Consider the following 18,599-nt stretch of genomic DNA (forward strand, 5'->3'; position numbering starts at 1 on the left):
AGGAAAGACTAGGGATCAATTTGTAATTTTGAGGCTGCAGCGAGAGAAGGTGTCGTTCCATTTACGTGCTTGTTTGGGTTTTTTGTTGTATAATATCTAAAAATAGAGAAAATGCGAAAAATATGGCTTCATAGGTTTAGAAACTTGCACCAATTGAGTGATAGGAGAGGTGATTTGGATGAGTTTTCAAGGAAATGGTGTAACGTTTTTAAACATTGATGGTGCATATGTTTCGCAGCCAGGCCTTCGTCGGCTGCCGCACGAATGGATTGATTTAATGGATGTAGCGCATACCAACCTATATTGTGAGCAAGCCTCTTTATGCGAGTTGGAAAGGCGCATCCAAACATGCAGAAACCTTGTGTTTATTGGCAGCGGTAATTACCACTATATCTCATATTTGTTGATGAAAAGAATCCAAGAACCGTTTACGCTCATTTTGTTTGATAATCATACCGATATAGGGAATGGGACGGATCATGAACAAATCATCTCCTGCGGTTCGTGGGTTTCTTATGCTCTGGAGCTTCCTTTACTGCAAAGAGCCGTGATTGTCGGACCTACACGGTGGCAGTCTTCTCTTTTTTCTTCTGAGACCATTGTCTTGTCAAACAATATCGTTTCTCCGAATCTTCTTTTATCCCATATTCAAACAGAGAATGTATACATTAGCATTGATAAAGATGTTCTTCGCGAGGAGGATGCCATGACCAATTGGGATCACGGAACGATGCCGCTTTCCGCTTTGATTGGTTGTCTGCAAGAGTTGTTTGTTCATAAAAATGTAGTAGGGATCGATATATGCGGCGAGTATCCGCAAGCTTCCATTTATCCATTCGATCCAGTGAGTCGGGAGGCGGTTCGCAAAAATGAGCATGCGAACATGTGCATTGCTCATAACTGTTTGTACGATCCGCAGCCTACAACTTTTATTATCCAATAAATGGTAATACAATAGCGCCCGGTGCTGGGAAACAACCGGGCTGTTTTTAATAAATAATGCGAAATGTTTTTTCGTTTGGAATAGGATCGATGGATTGAATATCTAAATGGGTCACTTTCGAAAACGGAGAGCCCTGGCGAATTTTATCAATAAATAGATGAATTCGCTCTTCATGTCCTTGCGCTTCCAGTTCTACCGTTCCATCCTCATTATTTTTTACCCATCCGGTTAAATCCCATTTTAATGCTTCATGTTGTGCATAATAGCGAAAGCCGACGCCTTGGACGCGGCCATGAACGATCACATGCAATCGCTTCATTCCTATTGCTCCCCCTCCTTGTATGTCCCCTATCTATCATCATACACGAGAAGAGGGATTTTCCATACTCATATAAATGTCCAGACCAAAAAATTTTTCTTTAATTGAAAGAAGAAAAATACGCCTTTATTGATATGGAGGAATGAAGCATTTTCCACATCGATGAAACTTGCTGCTGTTCGACTTGTTTACGACCGTCCTTTTTTGATAGGACCTTCGTTTATATATCAATCGGATTGGAAAGGAACTTTTCAAACTCCGATCGTTAACCGAGAATATTTTTGTAGCTTTTCTTTAATAAGCTCCTTAAGAAAAGGATGATACCCTAAATAGCCGCATAAGACCCATTGCTGGTCGGAAGAAGTAAGAGAGCGCAGCCGCTGTTCGATTTTTTTCATTAACACTCCGGTAAACAGTAAATAAGGGACGACGAAAATCGTTTGATAAGAGGATTGCTTAGCTGCTTGTAAGGCATCCTCCAGCGATGGTGCGGCTGCAGCAAGAAAGCATACGTCAACACGGGAGACGTTTGTTTTTTGCTGCAACATGCCGGCGATTGTTTTCATCGCACTTTTTGTGTCGGGATCGCTGCTTCCACGGGCAACAAGAAGAATCATGGCACGCTCATGAAGCGAAACAGCGCTCTCCATCATTCGTTCGATGATGATGGAAACCATTTTTTCATGGATGCCGAACGGTTCATCTAATAAAATTTGCAAAAAAGGGTAGCGCTGTCTTGCTTTTTGGATGGCCTCTGGAATATCTTGCTTCACATGTCCAGCGGCAAGTAGCAAAATAGGAATGACAATGATGCTTGTTGCCCCTTTTTTTACGCAAATTTCGATTCCTGTTGCGATATCAGGGTCTGCCAATTCAATAAAACAAATTTCTTGAATCGGGAAATCGGTCGACATTTTGCACTGTTCAACAAAAGCGATCGCTTCTTCGCAAGCTTTCGCTAGACGGCTTCCATGACAAACATATAAAACAGCCTGCATAAGCGCCTCCTTAAAATGCTTCGTTAGCAAACGATGATGCTTGGAATCTTAATTGCTCGAACCATTGAATTTTTTCTCGCAGGGCGACAACCTCGCCTATGATAATCATGCTTGGATTTTCGATTTGTTTTTGTTGAACAGCTTCGACAATTGTTTCAAGAGTGGCTGTCACGGTTTTTTGTTCGTACAGCGTGCCCCATTGGATCACGGCTGCAGGAGTGGATGGCGCTTTTCCGTATTTGATTAACTGATCGCGAATATATGGAAGATTGCTGATGCCCATATAAATAGCGATCGTGTCAATTCCTTTGGCAAGACTTTCCCATTTGATTTCTTCTTGGCTATCGGCACGCTGATGGCCTGTAATAAAGGCGACGCTTGAGCTGAAGTCGCGATGGGTCACAGGAATGCCGGCATAAGCGGCTGCAGCGATACCGGACGTAATACCAGGAACGATTTCAAAGTCAATGCCATGCTTGGCCAGCATCTCGGCTTCTTCGCCGCCGCGGCCGAATACGAATGGATCTCCACCTTTTAATCGTACAACGATTTTTCCTTTCTTCGCATGGCGCACAAGGAAATGATTGATGGTTTCCTGCTGCATAGTATGATAGCCGGGGAGTTTTCCACAAAAAATCAATTCTGCTTCTTTTTTGGCATATGTCAGCAGTTCTTCATTAATAAGGCGATCATATAAAATCACATCTGCTTTTTGGATGCACATTAATCCTTTGACGGTAATTAGTTCTGGATCGCCGGGACCTGCTCCGACCAAATACACTTTTCCCATCCTTCCGTTCAGCCCTTTCTGTTTAAGCATTCTTCTATTGCTGCACATGAATTTCGTCTTTGTCAATTGGCCAAAACGCCTGCAAACATATTGGCTGCTTCATTTGTCTATTATTGAATGAATGGACAAGTTAGCGCCAAGTTTTAAAGTATTGGCATGATAAAGATGAGCGTTAAACTTGCTTCATCTGATCTTTCTAACACAGGTGCGTTAGTGAGTGATTTTGTATCACTCGTCGTACGGCTAGCTTGGGTGGCGAGGTTCATTGTAAACAACGAACCCCCCGCCTCGGCGAATGAGTTTTTTCTCATGCAGCGAAATATCGATAAAATCAGGAACCTTCAGAAAATGTTTTTCAAGCTCTACTTCGACAAGACGAAACGCTTGCTCGTCACTGCTGGCAGCAATGACGAGATAGATGGTGTTTGTTTGCGTTGTTACTTCAAAGCGATATAAATACATCGGCGCCACCTTCATGCAACTGTGCTGAAATTCGTTAAAATGCGATCCAATTCTGCCTGCAACGCTTCAATGCCGACGCGATTAAAGTAATCAAGAAATGTCTCGCCAGGCAGCTTTGTTTCTTGAAAATAGGAGAACAGCAATACAAGCACTTCTTCGATTTGTTCTGCCGGGATCTTGCCTTTTAATTTTTCGTTAAATTTTCCGTCGTTTTGCAGCGTACCGCCTACATAAATTTCAAACGCCTCAACCATGCCTTTGTCTTTTGTTTTCATTTTGATCCCTTGAAGCCCGATATCGCCAATTTGTCTTTGACCGCAAGAGTTTGGACAGCCGACCATATGGATGCGTACGGGAACATCAAGCTGTAAACGGCTATCTAAGTATTCTGCGACATGACGCATCCGCTCTTTTGTTTCAACCAATGCGAGATTGCAAAACTCGATGCCTGTGCAGGAAACGGAGTATCCAATGAACGTTTTTGGCCGCACGGTAATCCGCTCAAATATTTTTTCTTGAAGCACCGACTCTACATATGAATCTGGAACGTTGGGAATAACAAGATTTTGTGAGTTGCAAAAACGAACCTCGCCATTTCCGTATTGGCGGGTTATTCTGGCAATCTCAAATACTTCATCAGCGCTGAGACGCCCAACCGGTACGTTAAAGCCGATATAGTTCAGCCCTTCCTGCTTTTGGCGGTGTACACCGTAAAAATAGCCGGCATTCCAGCCTTTTTGCACCGTTTCGCCTTTGGATGGCAGCGGACCTGTATATTCTAAAAGCTTTTCTTTAAATTTTTCCACTCCCCAATCAGCGACAAGGAATTTAAGACGCGAACGATGACGTTTTTCGCGATAGCCATAATCACGGAAAATAGTTGTAATAGCAATGGCGACCTCTTTTACGCGTTCTTGTTCTACAAATATATCAAGCAATTGGGCAAGATGCGGAGCCGACGACAACCCGCCTCCGACTTTTACGTGGAAACCTAATACTTCTTGACCGTCGATGACTTTTTTGGCCGGTATAAAGGAAACACAGTGAATTTCAGCATTGGCTGCGTTGTATACGTTGGCACTTATCGACATTTTATATTTGCGTGGTAAATTAGAAAAATCTTCATTGTGCTGGAAAAATTCATAGACTTCGCGAACAATATGCGTTGTGTCAAATAACTCATCTGGGTCGATGCCAGCTAGAGGATTGCCGACAATGTTGCGAGTGATGTCACCGCATGCGCCGGCTGTCGATAGTCCGACACGCTTTAATCGTTGAAAAATATCGGGAATTTGTTCGATTTGCAGCCAATGGAATTGAACGGCCTGCCGTGTCGTGATATCAAATAGGCCACGCCCGTAATCGCGGGCAATCCCTGCCAATGTTTCAAGCTGTTCATTATTTAAAATGCCTGAAGGGACGCAGACGCGCATCATAAAATAGCCGGCTTCTTTGGGACGCTGTAAATACAGTCCAGCCCATTTAAAATAATCCCAGTCTTCTTGAGGAATCGCGGCAAACCCTTCTTTTGCATAACGCGGGATCTCATCAAAAATTTTTAAACCGTCTTTTTCTAGCTTTTTTAATTCGGTTTTGTTCAGTTTTGGATTAGCAGCCCATGTTTTTTCGTACGCCATCTTTATAAATCCTCCTTAATAAAGTGTCGATCGCGTAAATATGCAATCACTTGATCGGCACATTGATGAATGGAATGAAGGTGGGTGTCAATGATGAGTTCCGGAGCTTCCGGAGCTTCGTATGGCGAATCAATGCCGGTAAAGTTGCGAATTTCTCCGTTTCTAGCTTTTTGATATAGCCCTTTTGGATCGCGTTTTTCGCATTCCTCAAGAGGGCATTTTACGTAGATTTCGATAAATTCATCGCTTTCCACCAGCCCACGCACTAGCGCACGGTCTTGAGCGAAAGGGGAGATAAACGCTGTTAACACAAATTGCCCGCTGTCGACAAACAATTTGGCCACTTCGCCAATGCGGCGGATGTTTTCAGTACGGTCTTCAGAAGAGAATCCCAAGTCCTTGTTTAATCCATGGCGAACGTTATCTCCATCAAGCACATAATTTTGAATGCCGAGATCAAATAGCTTTTTAGAAACGGCGTTAGCCACCGTCGATTTTCCAGAGCCAGACAGCCCAGTGAACCATAAAACACAGCTATGATGGCCGTTGCGCTGGCGGCGTTCCTCCTTTGTCACGGCCGTCTGATGCCAAACAACGTTCGTGTTCAATGTGATTTCCTCCTTTGTTAGCGAGCGGAATGAGGAACTGCCAACCCCTTAATAAGCACTTGCACCACTTCTGGACGGCTGAATGTGCTAGGCGGTACTTGGCCGCTTCTCAACATTTCTCGTACTTTTGTTCCCGATAATACCACGTGATGTTCGCTGCTATGCGGACATGTTTTTGTTGAGGCCATTCCCTCGCATTTTGTACAATAAAAGCTATGTTCAAAAAATAATGGAGTAATGCCGAGATCTTCTGGAGAAAAGTTTAAGAAAATCTTTTGAGCATCATATGTGCCATAATAATTTCCAACGCCAGCGTGATCGCGTCCGACAATAAAGTGCGTGCAGCCGAAGTTTTTGCGCACCATCGCATGGAAAATGGCTTCCCTTGGCCCTGCATAGCGCATGGCTGCTTGAAAGACGCCAAGAAACACTCGATCCTTCGGATAGTAGTTTTCCAAAAGTACTTGATAGCTTTCCATGCGAATATCAGCTGGAATATCGTCGTCCTTTGTTTCGCCGACAAGCGGATTTAAAAATAGTCCATCGACGATTTCAAGTGCGCATTTTTGAATATATTCGTGAGCGCGATGCACAGGATTTCGCGTCTGAAAGCCCACAACGGTGTTCCAACCCAATTCAGCAAAGCGTTGGCGTGTCTCGGCTGGATCGAAATAAAAGGAAGCAAATCGTCCTTTGTTTGTTCGATTAACAAGGGTGATCGGCCCCCCGACGTAGACATTTGGTCTTTCGAATAATTTTTTGACTCCAGGATGATTCCAGTCCTCTGTTTGATAGACAAGAAGGGCTTCCTTTTGTTTATCAGGCACGTATAGCTCTTGAACTTCCATCACGCCGTATACTTGGCCGTTGTGGACAAGCTTTACCGTTTCGCCGATGGAAAGCTCAGCTGCTTTTTGTTCACTCACAGCAAGCGTAATCGGAATGCTCCAAACGATGCCATTGGCAAGGCGCATCGTTTTCACAACAGATTCGTAGTCCTCCTTTCCTAAAAATCCTGTTAGCGGGCTGTATGCGCCAGTACCGATCAATTCAAGATCGCTTAATTCTGCATTGGACAGCTCAATTTTTTTCGTCACAGAGTGGAATGGATATTTCGGGTTCCAACGATTGATTAATGTACCGCCATGTGGGATGCTTAAGCTCATTTTCATTCCTCCTAAAATATAGTAAATAGGGCCGCTATGGTTAGCGAGCGTTGTTAACGATTGATATCGCTTGTGTTTATAAAAGCGATAGGATAACTGTGATTTAATGTTAAATTCCTTCGCCATGTTCGTGCAAAGATCGCTTTTCTTCTGTTATTACTGTTTTTTTGAGACTGATGATTCCTAGGGTGGACAGAAAGACGCTAAAAATAGCAATAAACGTGTAAATATCACTGTCCAGCAGTAATTTCACAAGACTATAAGCGATAACAAGAGAAAAAATAGGTGAAACAACCCAAACCTTTAACAGCTGAATAACAATTCGTTTTTGCCAAATGTACGTTCCTGTTTTGGCTGTTCCGATTCCGATAATAGCGGATGTGGTAATCTGCGTTAATGGAACTGGCAGACCGAAAAGGGAAGAAAGAATAACAAGGATGGCTCCTGTTCCTGAGATCGCGCATCCTTCAAACGGAGAAAAATGAATAATTTTTTTCCCGTTCGTTTCAAGCACGCGCCCGCCCAGTAAAACGGCTCCTAATGCTACAAATAAGCCGCCAAAAAAAGTGCCGGAATTCACTGAGATCAAATTGGCGCCGACGAGAGGGCCGACAGCGTTGGCCACGTTGTTCATTCCAGCTGAAAAAGCTTCAAAAAAGCCAGTCACAATTAACAAGGACATCAGGCTTTTTTTCCACATGCCCTGTTCAATGTAGGGATGTTTTTCTTTAAGCCGCAAAAACCATTTTCCAACGATAAAGGTAAAAGTAAAGGCGATGACTGGAATGATGATCCAAATGGAAACAATAAATAGAAGTTTAGAAAGATATAACGTTTGATAAGCCATGCCGGCACCGACGACAGCACCAACCGTAATTTCGCTTGTTGATAGTGGAATTCCTATCATGTTGGCCGCAAATAAGGAAATAGTCGAAGCTGCTAGAATAATCGTGACAATTTTAATCGTTAAAATGGACGAAGGGATGATGCCAGAACCAATTGTTTTCACGACTTCTCCTCCGCCAAGACTCCCTAGAAAAACACCGAGACCACAAAGAAGGAGGGCGATGGATTTCCGCTGAATGGCTCCTGAGCCATAGGCTACTCCCATCGCTGCGGCTGCTCCGCTAGCTCCGATATTCATGGCGAAAAAGAAGGAGACGGCAAAAGCAACGGCTAAAAGCATGTATGCCCCTCCTTATGATTCATGGAGGCCGCATTCGACTTTTCCGCGTCCAGCCCATCTGCCTGAACGCAAATCATTTGCATCAAGCGCAGGAGATGTGCACGGCTCACAGCCAATGCTTGGGTAGCCTTTATCATGAAGCTCGTTGTATGGCAGCTGATGTTTATAGACATAGTTCCATACGTCTTTCCAAGTCCAGTGAATCAGCGGACATATTTTAATAGATTGAAATTTTGGGTCTTTATTCAGAAATTCCACATGTCTCCGTGTGGAAGACTGCTCACGGCGCAATCCAGAAATCCAGGCTGGCACACCTGTCAAGACTTCGCGCAGCGGGATAATTTTGCGAATTTCACAGCAGCGATTTGGCTCCTGCACCCATAGTTGCTCTCCCATTTGTTCTGCCTGCTCTTCTAGCGATAGGCGCGGCTTTTTCATTACAATGCGAAGCGAAGGATATTTTTTTTGAACTTTTTCAATCGTTTCGTATGTTTCGCGAAAATGGAGACCCGTATCGAGAAAAACAACGGTTGCGTCCGGTTTAACTTTAGAGATTAGATCGATTAAGACGATGCCCTCAATACCGAAGCTACAGGCATAAACAACCTCATCTCCATAATGCTCATAAGCCCATCGAATAACATCTAAGGCTCCTTTTGTTTCATTGTCAATTGAGAAGAATGGCATTTCTCCATTCCATGTGTCATAAGTCAGCAAGGTTGTTTCCTCCTTCATTTGGTGGTAAAAAAAGACAGTTTTCACCTTGCTCTGTACGATAGAAGGGAAAACCGCCTCTAGTTTGTCTAGTCAGCGCGCCTTATTATTTAATTCTTATCTTTTCGTTTTTTTCAAGTTGAATCACTTTGCCGTCTTGGATCACAAGCGTGATCGTGCCAAATTTCATTGACTGCAGCATTTCTTGTATTCTAGTAAAAATGGCAGCGATTTGCTGTTCATTTCCCATTGCGATTCCTCCTTAGTGTCAATAAATAAAAAAGCTTTCCATTTCGGAAAGACAAAGGAGGCTGCCTATTTCACCTTATCTCCCAAAATGGTTCCCATTTGGATGGACGTAGCACCTTGCTTCATGAATTTGAAGTAGGTTGCCGGGGTTCATTGGGCCAGTTCCCTCCCCCACTCTTGATAAGTATGTAATTGACTAAAATTTTAACATAATTCGAATAAATGTCAACCCGAGTTTTTCGATAGGAATTTATTTTTTCATTTTAACATTATTTGTCGAGAAGTCTCCTATCTCTTAATGAAGTGCTGGTCGGGGAGGTTCATTCATGTGATGGGGAATATAGAATGAAAAGGGATAACATCATATAGATCGTTATGAAAATGGGAAAAGATAGGAAGGGAGAAGAGGGGGAGGCCATTTTTCAAAATGGTTCCATTTTACTTCCCGCGATTAGCTGCGATCTTTGTTTGCTAAGCGGGATCTGCGGGGGAATATGCCTAAAAGAATGACAGACAACGACCATTTGGACATTGTCTGTCACCTAAAAAGCTGACGAGGCGCCTTTTTATAGAAAAAACGGAGCAGGCGCGGACACCGCTTCCAGCATGGAAAAGCCTCTATCTTGTTTCATTATCGTTTGCGTAAATTTCCAAGCTCTTCGACAATGGCTTGCATTTCATTAGGGCTGAAGGAGCTTTTTCTCATGACCATTTCATAAAGATCTCTTAACTCCTCATATAGCGTTTCGTCAAAATGGGATGACTTCATCACATCAAAGTTGAGAACCTTCAGCTTTTCCTTTATTTTTTCAATCATGTATTCCATATTTTCAAGAGATTTTTGCGATAAATCCAAAAGTCTCATCCTTTCTGAATTTGATGGATAGAGTCATTGTACCATATGGAAGGAATGAAAGAATATACATGTATACTGTTATTTTGTTTATAATGGATAGCGAAGGGAGATGTGTTGTGATGATTAAAGTGTTATTTGTTTGTCTTGGGAATATTTGCCGATCACCAATGGCTGAAGCCATTTTTCGCGACTTGGTCAAAAAAGAAGGGCTTGAAGATCAAATTATGATCGATTCGGCGGGAACGGGGAATTGGCATATCGGCAATCCGCCTCATGAAGGAACGCAAAGCATTTTAACAAAGAAGGGAATTGATTTTTCAGGAATTCGGGCAAGACAAATTGGCGAAGAGGATTTGCGGATGTTTGACTATGTTATTGCGATGGATGTCGAAAACATGGAGGATTTAAAGCGCTTGGCTGGATATAATAAAGCTGGCTTTGTTGGCCGTTTACTTGATTTTGTTCCAGACAGCGATATAGCTGATGTACCGGATCCTTATTATACAGGTAATTTTACCGAAGTGTACGAGCTAATCCAAAAGGGCTGCCGGCATTTGCTTGAAGCGATTAAAAAAGAACAAGGAATATAATCAACCAAAGGGGGAGGAGAAGATGAAAATCGCAAGAAACATCATGATCGGAGCGGTTATTGGTGCGGCTGTTTCGCTGCTTGATCGAGAAACGAGGCATTCGCTGAAAGAGGTATGGGGGCAACGAGGCAAGCTGATTCGCCAGCTGCCAGAGCGAATCCATGAATGCCGCGAGAGTATAGGACAGCTTGCGGAAGACGTAGTCTATACAGCGGAAAAAATAAAAGAAGTAGCTGAAAAAACACCAGAGATGATCGAGTGGGTAAAAGAATCATACGATGCAATCAAGCATAAAGATCTTCGCCTGAAAAAGTGAAGGGAGCATATGGTCATGATGATGAACCTCACGTTTATACGTGAAATGGTCAAGCGGTTTCGGGAAGATGAAGTCTCTCGTCTTTCAGCTGAGTTAGCTTATTTTTTCCTTCTTTCTCTTTTTCCTTTTCTGATTTTTTTATTTACATTGATGGCGTATTTGCCAATCGAGCATGAGGACGTTTTATCGGTTGTTCGCCAATATGCCCCGAAGGAAGCGATGGACCTTATCGAAGCAAATATTCATTATGTTATGAATCACCAAAATGGCAAGCTGTTGTCATTCGGAATTATAGGAGCTGTCTGGTCTGCTTCGAATGGTATTGACGCTATTGTTCGTGCGTTTAATCGTGCTTATGATGTGCAAGAAAGCCGTTCCTTTATCGCGGCTAGAGGCGTGTCCATTTTGCTGACATTTGGAATGATGCTTGTGATTGTAGTGGCTCTAGTATTGCCCGTTTTTGGGAAAACGATCGGGCTTTTTTTATCCTCCATGCTCGGCATTTCGGGTATCTTTTTAATGATTTGGAGCGCGTTTCGCTGGATTGTCAGCTTCCTTATTTTGTTCGGTGTGTTTACTTCGCTGTATTATTTTGCTCCGAATAAGCAATTACATTATAAGCAAGTGATGGCAGGTGCCATGTTTGCTACCATTGGCTGGATTGTTACATCTCTCGCTTTTTCTTATTACGTAGAGAGTTTTTCTAGTTATACATCTATGTATGGGAGCCTTGGGGGCATTATTATTTTAATGATTTGGTTTTATTTATCCGGAATGATCATTGTGTTGGGTGGAGAATTGAATGCGGTTTTGGAATGCCAACGAGAAGGAAGGAAACGGGAACGGTAGAGCGCAATTCCCTTTTATAAACTGCGATTGGAGCGGGGATGATAACCATTGTATCCGGTTAGTTAAGGAGGAATCATCATGACAAAGCATACTAAAAAAGATGGCGGCACGAAACAAAAAGGAAAAAACCGGCCAAAGCATAAAACAAGCAGCAGTGCAAACGGACAAAATGGATACCATTAAATAAAAAAAGAAAAGGGCTGTCGTCAAGGCAGCCCTTTATTCAGCGAGTTCCTCGTAGTGATAATAGGTTTGATTATAAATGTGTTCAATTTCCGCATCTGTCATGTATAAAAGCTGTTCTTTTGTGAATCCTTTAACTTTTTCAATAAACTCAATCATATTTTTCCGTTCGGCTCTGCTCATTCTTCCTCTCCCTTTCATACTGTTTTAAAACAGGGTTTATTTTTGTTGTTTGTATTATATAACAGAATGGAGAGAAGGTCAATATATTTTTATGTCTTCTCATGATGAATCTTCTTCAGTCAAGGAGACAGAACAGGTTGGTGATAAAAAAAGGAGATCAATGATCTGCGGTCTCCCTGATCTCCTTTGGTTTATTGTATGCAAGGATAAGAAAAATGAGGAACAAAAGGGTGCTGACAGTGACAAAAAAGCTGCCTCCTTGTTTGTATTGGATGATGACTCCAAGTGAAAAAGGCCCCACCATGCTTCCCACGCTGTAAAGGATGCCAGATAATAAATTTCCGGCTGGAAGCAGTGTTTTTGGGAGCAAATCGGCCATATAGGTAATGCCAAGCGAAAAGAGCGAACCAACGAACATCCCAGCCACAAAAAAGCAGGCAAAAAGACCAAGAGGTGAATTCGTAAAAAACTGAGCGCTGATAAAGCTCAAACTCCCAAGAAGCACAGCTGTGATAAGGACTGTTTTGCGGCCCAAGCGATCGCTAAAAATGCCGAGCGGTAATTGAAATAGGATGCTTCCAATTGAAAAAGCTGGCAAAATAAAGGAGATATGTTCGACCGAAATGTGCTCTCGTAGCGCATAAACAGGGAAAATGCCATGAATGGCAGCCTCTAGGAAACCATAGGCAAACGGAAGCGATAATGCCGTCCAAGCATATTTCCATGTTTGTGTGAAACGGCGCAGTCCACTGGATTTTTCCGAAGCATCGTTGACTTCAGGATGCGCATTTTTGAGCGAAAAAACAGTAAGCCATCCTGCAAAGCTCAATAAGGAAGATAAAAGAAACGGCAGCGCCTCGTGAATCTCAACAAGCGATGCAAGCATCGGGCCAACGGCAAAACCAATTCCGAAAAATAAGCCATATAACGATAAATTGCGCCCGCGGCGTTGTGTCGGCGAAAAATCAGTAATCCATGTTTGAGTCGCAAAGTGAAGCATATGATCGCCGATCCCAATGAACAAGCGTAATACAAACCAAAATAAAAATGAATGCCATAGTGGAAATAAAAGGAGAGACAATAGTACAATAAAACCACCAAGCATAATCATGGGCCGATATCCATATTTTCGCAATGGCTTTTCGAGAAACGGAGAAATCAGCAACACACCTATATACATGGCAGTAGCGTGCATGCCGTTAACGGAAGAAGAAAATCCGTGCTTTTCCATAATAATAGATAACAAAGGAAGCAGCATGCCTTGCGATAATCCGGAAATAGAAACAATGCTGACTAGAATCCAAAGTCGCATAATGAAACCCCTCGTTTGCTAAAAAGTACGTCGATTATCATGGTACATAGCTTTTGGATGGAAAACAAGAAAAAAGAGGTGAGCAATCTATGGAATTTGTGATGAAGGAAGTGGGGTTTTACACGAATCTTGAATATGGAGATTTACATGTAGCTGGAGATGAAGCTTACGGTTTCCGTCCTTATCAGCTGCTTGTTTCTTCCATTGCTGTTTGCAGCGGCGGAGTATTGAGAAAAATTTTAGAAAAGAAACGATTGCATATAGAGGACATAAAAATTCGGGCTGATGTGGCACGTAATGAAAAGGAAGCGAACCGTGTGGAAGCCATCCATCTCCATTTTATGATTAAAGGCAGCGATTTAGATGAGAGGCAAGTGGCGAAATCTTTGGAAATCGCCAGAAAAAACTGTCCAATGGTTCAATCGGTGGAAGGCTGCATCCGTATTACGGAAACATTTGAGCTTATTCCATAGTGGAAAGGTTGGGTGCAAAAGATGAATAAAATATTTGCGCTAATGGTGTTTGTCGGGGTACCGCTATCAGTGATTGGAGGACTTCTCCATTGGCCTTCAGTGATGATGTTTTTGATTTATTGCCTTACGATCATTGCGTTAGCGAGTTATATGGGCCGGGCGACGGAGAGCTTGGCCATTGTGACAGGTCCGCGTATTGGTGGACTGCTAAATGCAACGTTTGGCAATGCGGTGGAGTTGATTATCTCGGTTTTTGCATTGAAAGCGGGACTGGTGGAAGTAGTACTAGCTTCCTTAACAGGCTCGGTATTAGGCAATCTGTTATTGGTTGCGGGGTTATCGTTTTTTGTGGGGGGACTCAAGTATAAGCGTCAAGAGTTTAATGTGTATGATGCCCGTCATAACGCAGGGTTGCTAACATTTGCTATTTTAGTGGCGTTTGTGATCCCGGAAGTATTTTCGACGAATATGTCGCAAACGAAAACCTTATCGCTAAGCATTGGTATTTCCGTCATTATGATTATTCTTTATTTGGCCGCTCTGTACTTTAAGCTGGTGACGCATCGCGGCGTCTATCAGCAAAAATCGGACGAAGCAGAGCATCATGAAGAGCCGGAATGGGGCAAAGGAAAAGCGATTACGATTTTAGCTCTCGCTACTGTAGCGGTTGCTTACATATCGGAAAGGCTTGTTCATACATTTGAAACAGTGGCTGAATCGTTTGGCTGGAGCGAGCTGTTTATCGGAATCATCATCGTTGCGATTGTCGGAAATGCGGCAGAGCATGCTTCTGCCATCATTATGGCGTATAAAAACAAAATGAATGTGGCAGTTGAAATTGCTATTGGGTCTACACTGCAAATCGCCATGTTTGTCGCTCCCGTGCTTGTTCTTATTTCTCTGTGCTTCCCGACAAGCATGCCGCTTGTTTTTTCGCTTCCTGAATTGGCGGCGATGGCTACATCTGTATTGCTGATTATCGTTCTTTCAAATGACGGAGACACCAACTGGTTTGAAGGAGCTACGCTTTTGGCTGCTTATATTATTATGGGAATCGGCTTTTACTTGTTGTAAAAAAAAGACTCTGCGTTTGCAGAGTCTTTTTTCGCTTGTCCTAATCGACCAAGCGATGGCGGTATTGCATCAATAGGAGGAAAAACAGCACATCTATGAGATAGTATATCATATTATTTGAATATTTTTAACATTAAAATGAATAATAATAAATTTTTTTAGGATGGATAAACGTTCTTTTTTTGAAAAAAATAACGAAGAAAGCAGCAATGGAAAGGAGTTGGTGCAATGAAAAAGTGGATCATTAGTTGTGTAATGAGCGTTCTAATGATATATTCGCCTATTTTAGCCCACGCCGCTGCATTGAAACAAGTGCTGGGCAATTCCGCTGTCGATATATCAAAGGAAAATACGTATCCGAATTCGACGCAGGATTTGCCTTATTTACAGCCGAGCTCTCTCGCTAAACAATTGCTTCAATCTGCCAATGTTAAAATTGAAAATCCAGAACTGATTCGTTTATTAAATGAATCATCAATATCAAGCACTCCATTCTCTATTGGATATCGAGCAACGATTTATTTGGGTCAATGGCCGCTTAACTATCAATCGCTAGAGACCTCAACAAACTGGGAATATCAAAAGGTGAATACAAACTTTTTGGATAACCGCGGCGGCAAAGCAGCGCAAAAGCTGCATTATAGACAAGAAATGCAAAAGCAAATTCGCGGCGGATTAACAGCGCAAGTTCCAAGCGAGGAAGCGGTCAAAAAGATGATGTTGCTAACGGCAATGAAAAAAACCAGCTTGCCATTGTCATTTAGTACGGTGATCGGCATCGGAACGAAAAAAGACCAGTCGTATCAAGTGCCAGCGAAGAAAATGGGCTACTTATATGCATATGCTCCAGCGGTGAATGAAAAAGGAAAGGTCACATATGGAGAAGTATATATTGTCCTCAAAGGAAACAAGAAAAAAATCATGGTAAAAAATGTGACGACACAAGGAATCGGTGCCTGGATTCCAGTCCAGGACCGCCTCTCTTTTTCTTATGTGATCAGCGATCAACCAAGATAAGGGGGCTTGTTCAAAAACCTTTACAAAAGAGTGGATGGGAAAATGGGTTATTTTCCCATTTGCTCTTTTTCTTTTTTCTGAAGTTCACGTGGCGGATGCCTGCAAACATGAACCGATTCCTTGGTTGGAATAGATGAGGGATCCAACTAGCTAAAAAGAGGTTTATGTCTCTTGTATGGATGGATTCGTACATCTGTTTGTTTTTGGAACATAGTAATAAGTGTCGTGTGATTTGCTCATCTCTTAATTTCAGGAAATTTCCATTTTGATAAACGGGTACTCTTTTTCAATGGTTTCCCTAAATATAAACCTCTTCCCCTTCACTTCGTTTAGAGGTGGAAAGCTTCCCGCTGGATGTGTTAAATAGAGAAAAGAGCTCGTAATGATTGTGTTCACATATTTATCCACAAAAACCATATTGATTTGCTGAGATTTTTCCTAGTTATACACATAATTCACAAAGATATAAATATGCTTTTTGTGAATAACTTCTCTACTCTGTGTATAGCTTCAAAGGATTTGCCGCTTCTCATGTAAATGGTTTTATTATGACAATCACGTGAACGATATTGCAAATAAAGTAAAAATAAATTACACTAAAGATGTAATGGATTAGTGAAATGTTTCACAAACTAATACGAAAGAACAGAACTTTATACACTTATTTTTTTGGTACGTTATGTGAAATATTTCACAAATAAAATTTGGGAGGAATAAAAAATGAGATGGTATCAGACTCCTCAAGCAGCTGTTATTTGGACCGTGATGAGAGTATGGTTGGGAATTCAGTGGTTGGAAGCAGGACTTCATAAGGTGACAGGGGAATTTGATGCGAGTGGCTTTTTACAAGGTGCTCTGGCAAAAGCGACAGGAGAAAATCCAGCTGTTCAAGGATGGTATGCTGCTTTTCTTGAAAATGTTGCGATTCCAAATGTCAAGCTATTTAATATTCTAATCCCATATGGTGAAGTGCTTGTTGGGGTAGGGTTAATCATTGGAGCGGCAACGATTCCAGCATTGCTCGCAGGAGCGTTTATGAACTTAAACTTCTTATTAGCGGGTACTGTGAGCACAAATCCCGTTTTATTAACAGCGGCAGTTATATTACTATTTGTAGGAGCAGGGGCTTACTATTTTGGAGTAGATCGATTTGCGATACCAGCTTTGAAGCAATACATTGGTCAACGTAGAACACGAACAGCTCAACAAAAACGCGCAACTGCACATTAAGGAAATGCTCTCCTCCTTAGATTGGACTCGTCCCAAAAGAGCGTGTCAGATGTCTGCTAATTTCAGAAGGGGGTATTGCCACTATCCTGAATCCTGTTTGCACCTTTTCCAGTCTACCGAACAGAAATCGAGTAAACGACAGATTGCCCTTAATGTTTCCGAACGCATCTTCTATATCCACTTTACTCTTCGCATAAAGGTCTGCCTTCTGTTCGTCATTGAGGGCTACTTTTGTCTTTGATTTCATTTTAGTGGCAGACAAAGTCCTTTTCGGCTTTGTCTGCCATTTTACAATATCTAGGATGAATACGATGTTTATTTGATGATGCGCGCAGCTCTATTGGTAAAATCAACATCGCAATAATAGCTATTCTTAACAAGAACATTTGGGCCGAGGCATTGCACCGATGGACAGTGGCAATTCAGTTGTTGGGCAAGTGAAGAATCCATCCATCTTTCATAGGCCTCAAGCAGAGAGTGATGCTGGATATTGCCGAGTGATGGTTCGTCGCCGAAGTCCGTTACAATAATTTCTCCAGTAAAAATGTTGACATTTAAGCGGGACCGACCATCTGGATCGTTGCGCACAGTCACATTTTTGCTGGCATATAGCCGTTTCAGTAAGGCGAGATCGTCTTCGTTACTGCTGCAAGGATAAAATGGCAGCGTTCCGAAGAGCATCCAGACGTTTTCATCGCGAATATCCAGCAAATAATGAATAGCTTTCCGCAGCTCATCAAGCGACAGCGCTTCTAGCGCACTGGCAAAGTCGCTCGGGTACATCGGATGCACCTCATGCCGCTTACATTGCATTTCATGAACAATTTGATTATGAATGTTTTTTAAATGCGGCAATGTCCGTTTATTGAGCATCGTTTCGGCAGAGACGATAACTCCCATTTGTGAAAGAGCTTTGGCGTTTTCAATCATTCGTTCAAAGTAGGCTTCGCGCTGGCGGATGTTTGGCTTTCGTTCCATCATGGCAAACCCGCCTTCAACAAAATCCTCCATTGTGCCCCAGTTATGAGAAATATGAAGCACATCTAAATATGGAATAATTTTTTCATAGCGCTCCAAATCCAGCGTTAAGTTGGAGTTGATTTGTGTCCGCACTCCGCGTTCGCGGGCATATTTCAATAATGGAACGACATACTCGTTAACCGACTTGAGCGAAAGCATCGGTTCACCGCCTGTAATACTTAACGAACGCAAATATGGAATTTCTTCCAGACGCCGGATAAGCAGATCAAGAGGCAATGCTTTAGGATCTTTCGTTTGTAATGTATAACCAACAGCGCAATGTTCACAGCGCATATTACATAATGTGGTGGTCGTAAATTCGACATTGGTTAACTGCAATGAACCGTATTGCTGAACATCCAGATAGGCCTCCCATGGGTCAAAGGATGGGCTAATCGGTTCCAGTGTTAAACGAGCCATATCA

The 18,599-nt window shown here is 42.4% G+C and carries 22 protein-coding genes and 1 riboswitch; of the genes, 8 read left to right on the forward strand and 14 right to left on the reverse strand.

All coding sequences use genetic code 11. From position 1 onward, the window contains the following. Positions 1-178: 178 nt before the first annotated feature. Positions 179-943, forward strand: a complete 765-nt coding sequence (locus tag GGQ95_RS10490) for an arginase family protein (RefSeq protein ID WP_044743865.1) — start codon at positions 179-181, stop codon at positions 941-943. Positions 944-989: 46 nt separating this feature from the next. Here the strand turns inward: GGQ95_RS10490 and GGQ95_RS10495 are convergent, their stop codons facing one another. The 11 genes from GGQ95_RS10495 to GGQ95_RS10545 form a co-directional block, all read right to left on the reverse strand. Next, the gene (locus tag GGQ95_RS10495) at positions 990-1,262 is read right to left on the reverse strand and encodes an acylphosphatase (protein ID WP_044743864.1); all 273 of its coding nucleotides are present in this window, start codon (positions 1,260-1,262) and stop codon (positions 990-992) included. A gap of 251 nt (positions 1,263-1,513) precedes the next feature. Continuing rightward, positions 1,514-2,260, reverse strand: coding sequence for a sirohydrochlorin chelatase (locus GGQ95_RS10500; protein WP_066146661.1), 747 nt, complete (start codon positions 2,258-2,260; stop codon positions 1,514-1,516). A gap of 10 nt (positions 2,261-2,270) precedes the next feature. Continuing rightward, complete coding sequence (gene cobA / locus GGQ95_RS10505; protein ID WP_066146820.1) at positions 2,271-3,050, reverse strand: uroporphyrinogen-III C-methyltransferase; 780 nt, start codon at positions 3,048-3,050, stop codon at positions 2,271-2,273. A gap of 243 nt (positions 3,051-3,293) precedes the next feature. Then, positions 3,294-3,512 carry a DUF3906 family protein gene (locus GGQ95_RS10510; protein WP_066146664.1) on the reverse strand — a complete coding sequence of 73 codons (219 nt, stop codon included), beginning with the start codon at positions 3,510-3,512 and terminating at the stop codon, positions 3,294-3,296. An 11-nt stretch (positions 3,513-3,523) separates the two neighbouring features. Continuing rightward, a complete protein-coding gene (locus GGQ95_RS10515; protein ID WP_183186730.1) occupies positions 3,524-5,149 on the reverse strand; it encodes a nitrite/sulfite reductase in 1,626 nt (541 codons plus the stop codon). A gap of 2 nt (positions 5,150-5,151) precedes the next feature. Then, positions 5,152-5,757 (reverse strand): adenylyl-sulfate kinase, encoded by a 606-nt coding sequence (gene cysC, locus GGQ95_RS10520; protein ID WP_183186731.1) that lies wholly within the window; start codon positions 5,755-5,757, stop codon positions 5,152-5,154. A 17-nt stretch (positions 5,758-5,774) separates the two neighbouring features. Beyond that, positions 5,775-6,923, reverse strand: coding sequence for a sulfate adenylyltransferase (gene sat, locus GGQ95_RS10525; RefSeq protein WP_080859767.1), 1,149 nt, complete (start codon positions 6,921-6,923; stop codon positions 5,775-5,777). 109 nt (positions 6,924-7,032) lie between these two features. After that, positions 7,033-8,109 (reverse strand): sulfate permease, encoded by a 1,077-nt coding sequence (cysP, locus tag GGQ95_RS10530; protein WP_183186732.1) that lies wholly within the window; start codon positions 8,107-8,109, stop codon positions 7,033-7,035. Positions 8,110-8,121: 12 nt separating this feature from the next. Next, entirely contained in the window at positions 8,122-8,826 is a 705-nt protein-coding gene (locus GGQ95_RS10535) for a phosphoadenylyl-sulfate reductase (protein ID WP_159719312.1), read from the reverse strand. 103 nt (positions 8,827-8,929) lie between these two features. Continuing rightward, positions 8,930-9,073 (reverse strand): YezD family protein, encoded by a 144-nt coding sequence (locus GGQ95_RS10540; RefSeq protein WP_082063674.1) that lies wholly within the window; start codon positions 9,071-9,073, stop codon positions 8,930-8,932. A 72-nt stretch (positions 9,074-9,145) separates the two neighbouring features. Next, positions 9,146-9,259: riboswitch (SAM riboswitch) on the reverse strand. Between the two features lie 444 nt (positions 9,260-9,703). Then, positions 9,704-9,928 (reverse strand): DUF1128 domain-containing protein, encoded by a 225-nt coding sequence (locus GGQ95_RS10545; RefSeq protein WP_044743855.1) that lies wholly within the window; start codon positions 9,926-9,928, stop codon positions 9,704-9,706. 119 nt (positions 9,929-10,047) lie between these two features. Here GGQ95_RS10545 and GGQ95_RS10550 point away from each other — a divergent pair, with 119 nt between their 5' ends. Genes GGQ95_RS10550 through GGQ95_RS10560 form a run of 3 tightly spaced genes read left to right on the forward strand, consistent with a single transcriptional unit; the run spans position 10,048 to position 11,683 of the window. Then, complete coding sequence (locus GGQ95_RS10550; protein WP_183186733.1) at positions 10,048-10,518, forward strand: low molecular weight protein-tyrosine-phosphatase; 471 nt, start codon at positions 10,048-10,050, stop codon at positions 10,516-10,518. 22 nt (positions 10,519-10,540) lie between these two features. Beyond that, positions 10,541-10,834 carry a YtxH domain-containing protein gene (locus GGQ95_RS10555; protein ID WP_044743853.1) on the forward strand — a complete coding sequence of 98 codons (294 nt, stop codon included), beginning with the start codon at positions 10,541-10,543 and terminating at the stop codon, positions 10,832-10,834. Positions 10,835-10,849: 15 nt separating this feature from the next. Further along, positions 10,850-11,683 (forward strand): YihY/virulence factor BrkB family protein, encoded by an 834-nt coding sequence (locus tag GGQ95_RS10560; RefSeq protein WP_044743852.1) that lies wholly within the window; start codon positions 10,850-10,852, stop codon positions 11,681-11,683. A 219-nt stretch (positions 11,684-11,902) separates the two neighbouring features. Here the strand turns inward: GGQ95_RS10560 and GGQ95_RS10565 are convergent, their stop codons facing one another. Continuing rightward, entirely contained in the window at positions 11,903-12,049 is a 147-nt protein-coding gene (locus GGQ95_RS10565; RefSeq protein ID WP_044743851.1) for a BH0509 family protein, read from the reverse strand. Positions 12,050-12,206: 157 nt separating this feature from the next. Continuing rightward, entirely contained in the window at positions 12,207-13,361 is a 1,155-nt protein-coding gene (locus GGQ95_RS10570) for an MFS transporter (protein WP_159719314.1), read from the reverse strand. Positions 13,362-13,450: 89 nt separating this feature from the next. Between GGQ95_RS10570 and GGQ95_RS10575 the strand changes: the two genes are divergently transcribed. From GGQ95_RS10575 to GGQ95_RS10590, 4 genes are all read left to right on the forward strand, one after another. After that, a complete protein-coding gene (locus GGQ95_RS10575) occupies positions 13,451-13,834 on the forward strand; it encodes an OsmC family protein (protein WP_066146687.1) in 384 nt (127 codons plus the stop codon). A gap of 21 nt (positions 13,835-13,855) precedes the next feature. Beyond that, complete coding sequence (gene cax / locus GGQ95_RS10580; RefSeq protein WP_183186734.1) at positions 13,856-14,908, forward strand: calcium/proton exchanger; 1,053 nt, start codon at positions 13,856-13,858, stop codon at positions 14,906-14,908. Between the two features lie 228 nt (positions 14,909-15,136). Then, positions 15,137-15,925, forward strand: a complete 789-nt coding sequence (locus GGQ95_RS10585; protein ID WP_066146694.1) for a YfkD famly protein — start codon at positions 15,137-15,139, stop codon at positions 15,923-15,925. 720 nt (positions 15,926-16,645) lie between these two features. Then, the gene (locus GGQ95_RS10590; RefSeq protein WP_066146697.1) at positions 16,646-17,155 is read left to right on the forward strand and encodes a DoxX family protein; all 510 of its coding nucleotides are present in this window, start codon (positions 16,646-16,648) and stop codon (positions 17,153-17,155) included. Between the two features lie 315 nt (positions 17,156-17,470). On the opposite strand, the gene yfkAB is transcribed toward GGQ95_RS10590, so the two are convergent. Continuing rightward, positions 17,471-18,595, reverse strand: a complete 1,125-nt coding sequence (yfkAB, locus tag GGQ95_RS10595) for a radical SAM/CxCxxxxC motif protein YfkAB (protein ID WP_159719316.1) — start codon at positions 18,593-18,595, stop codon at positions 17,471-17,473. Between the last annotated feature and the right edge of the window lie 4 nt (positions 18,596-18,599).

Source organism: Anoxybacteroides rupiense, assembly GCF_014196195.1.
Taxonomy (GTDB): domain Bacteria; phylum Bacillota; class Bacilli; order Bacillales; family Anoxybacillaceae; genus Anoxybacteroides; species Anoxybacteroides rupiense.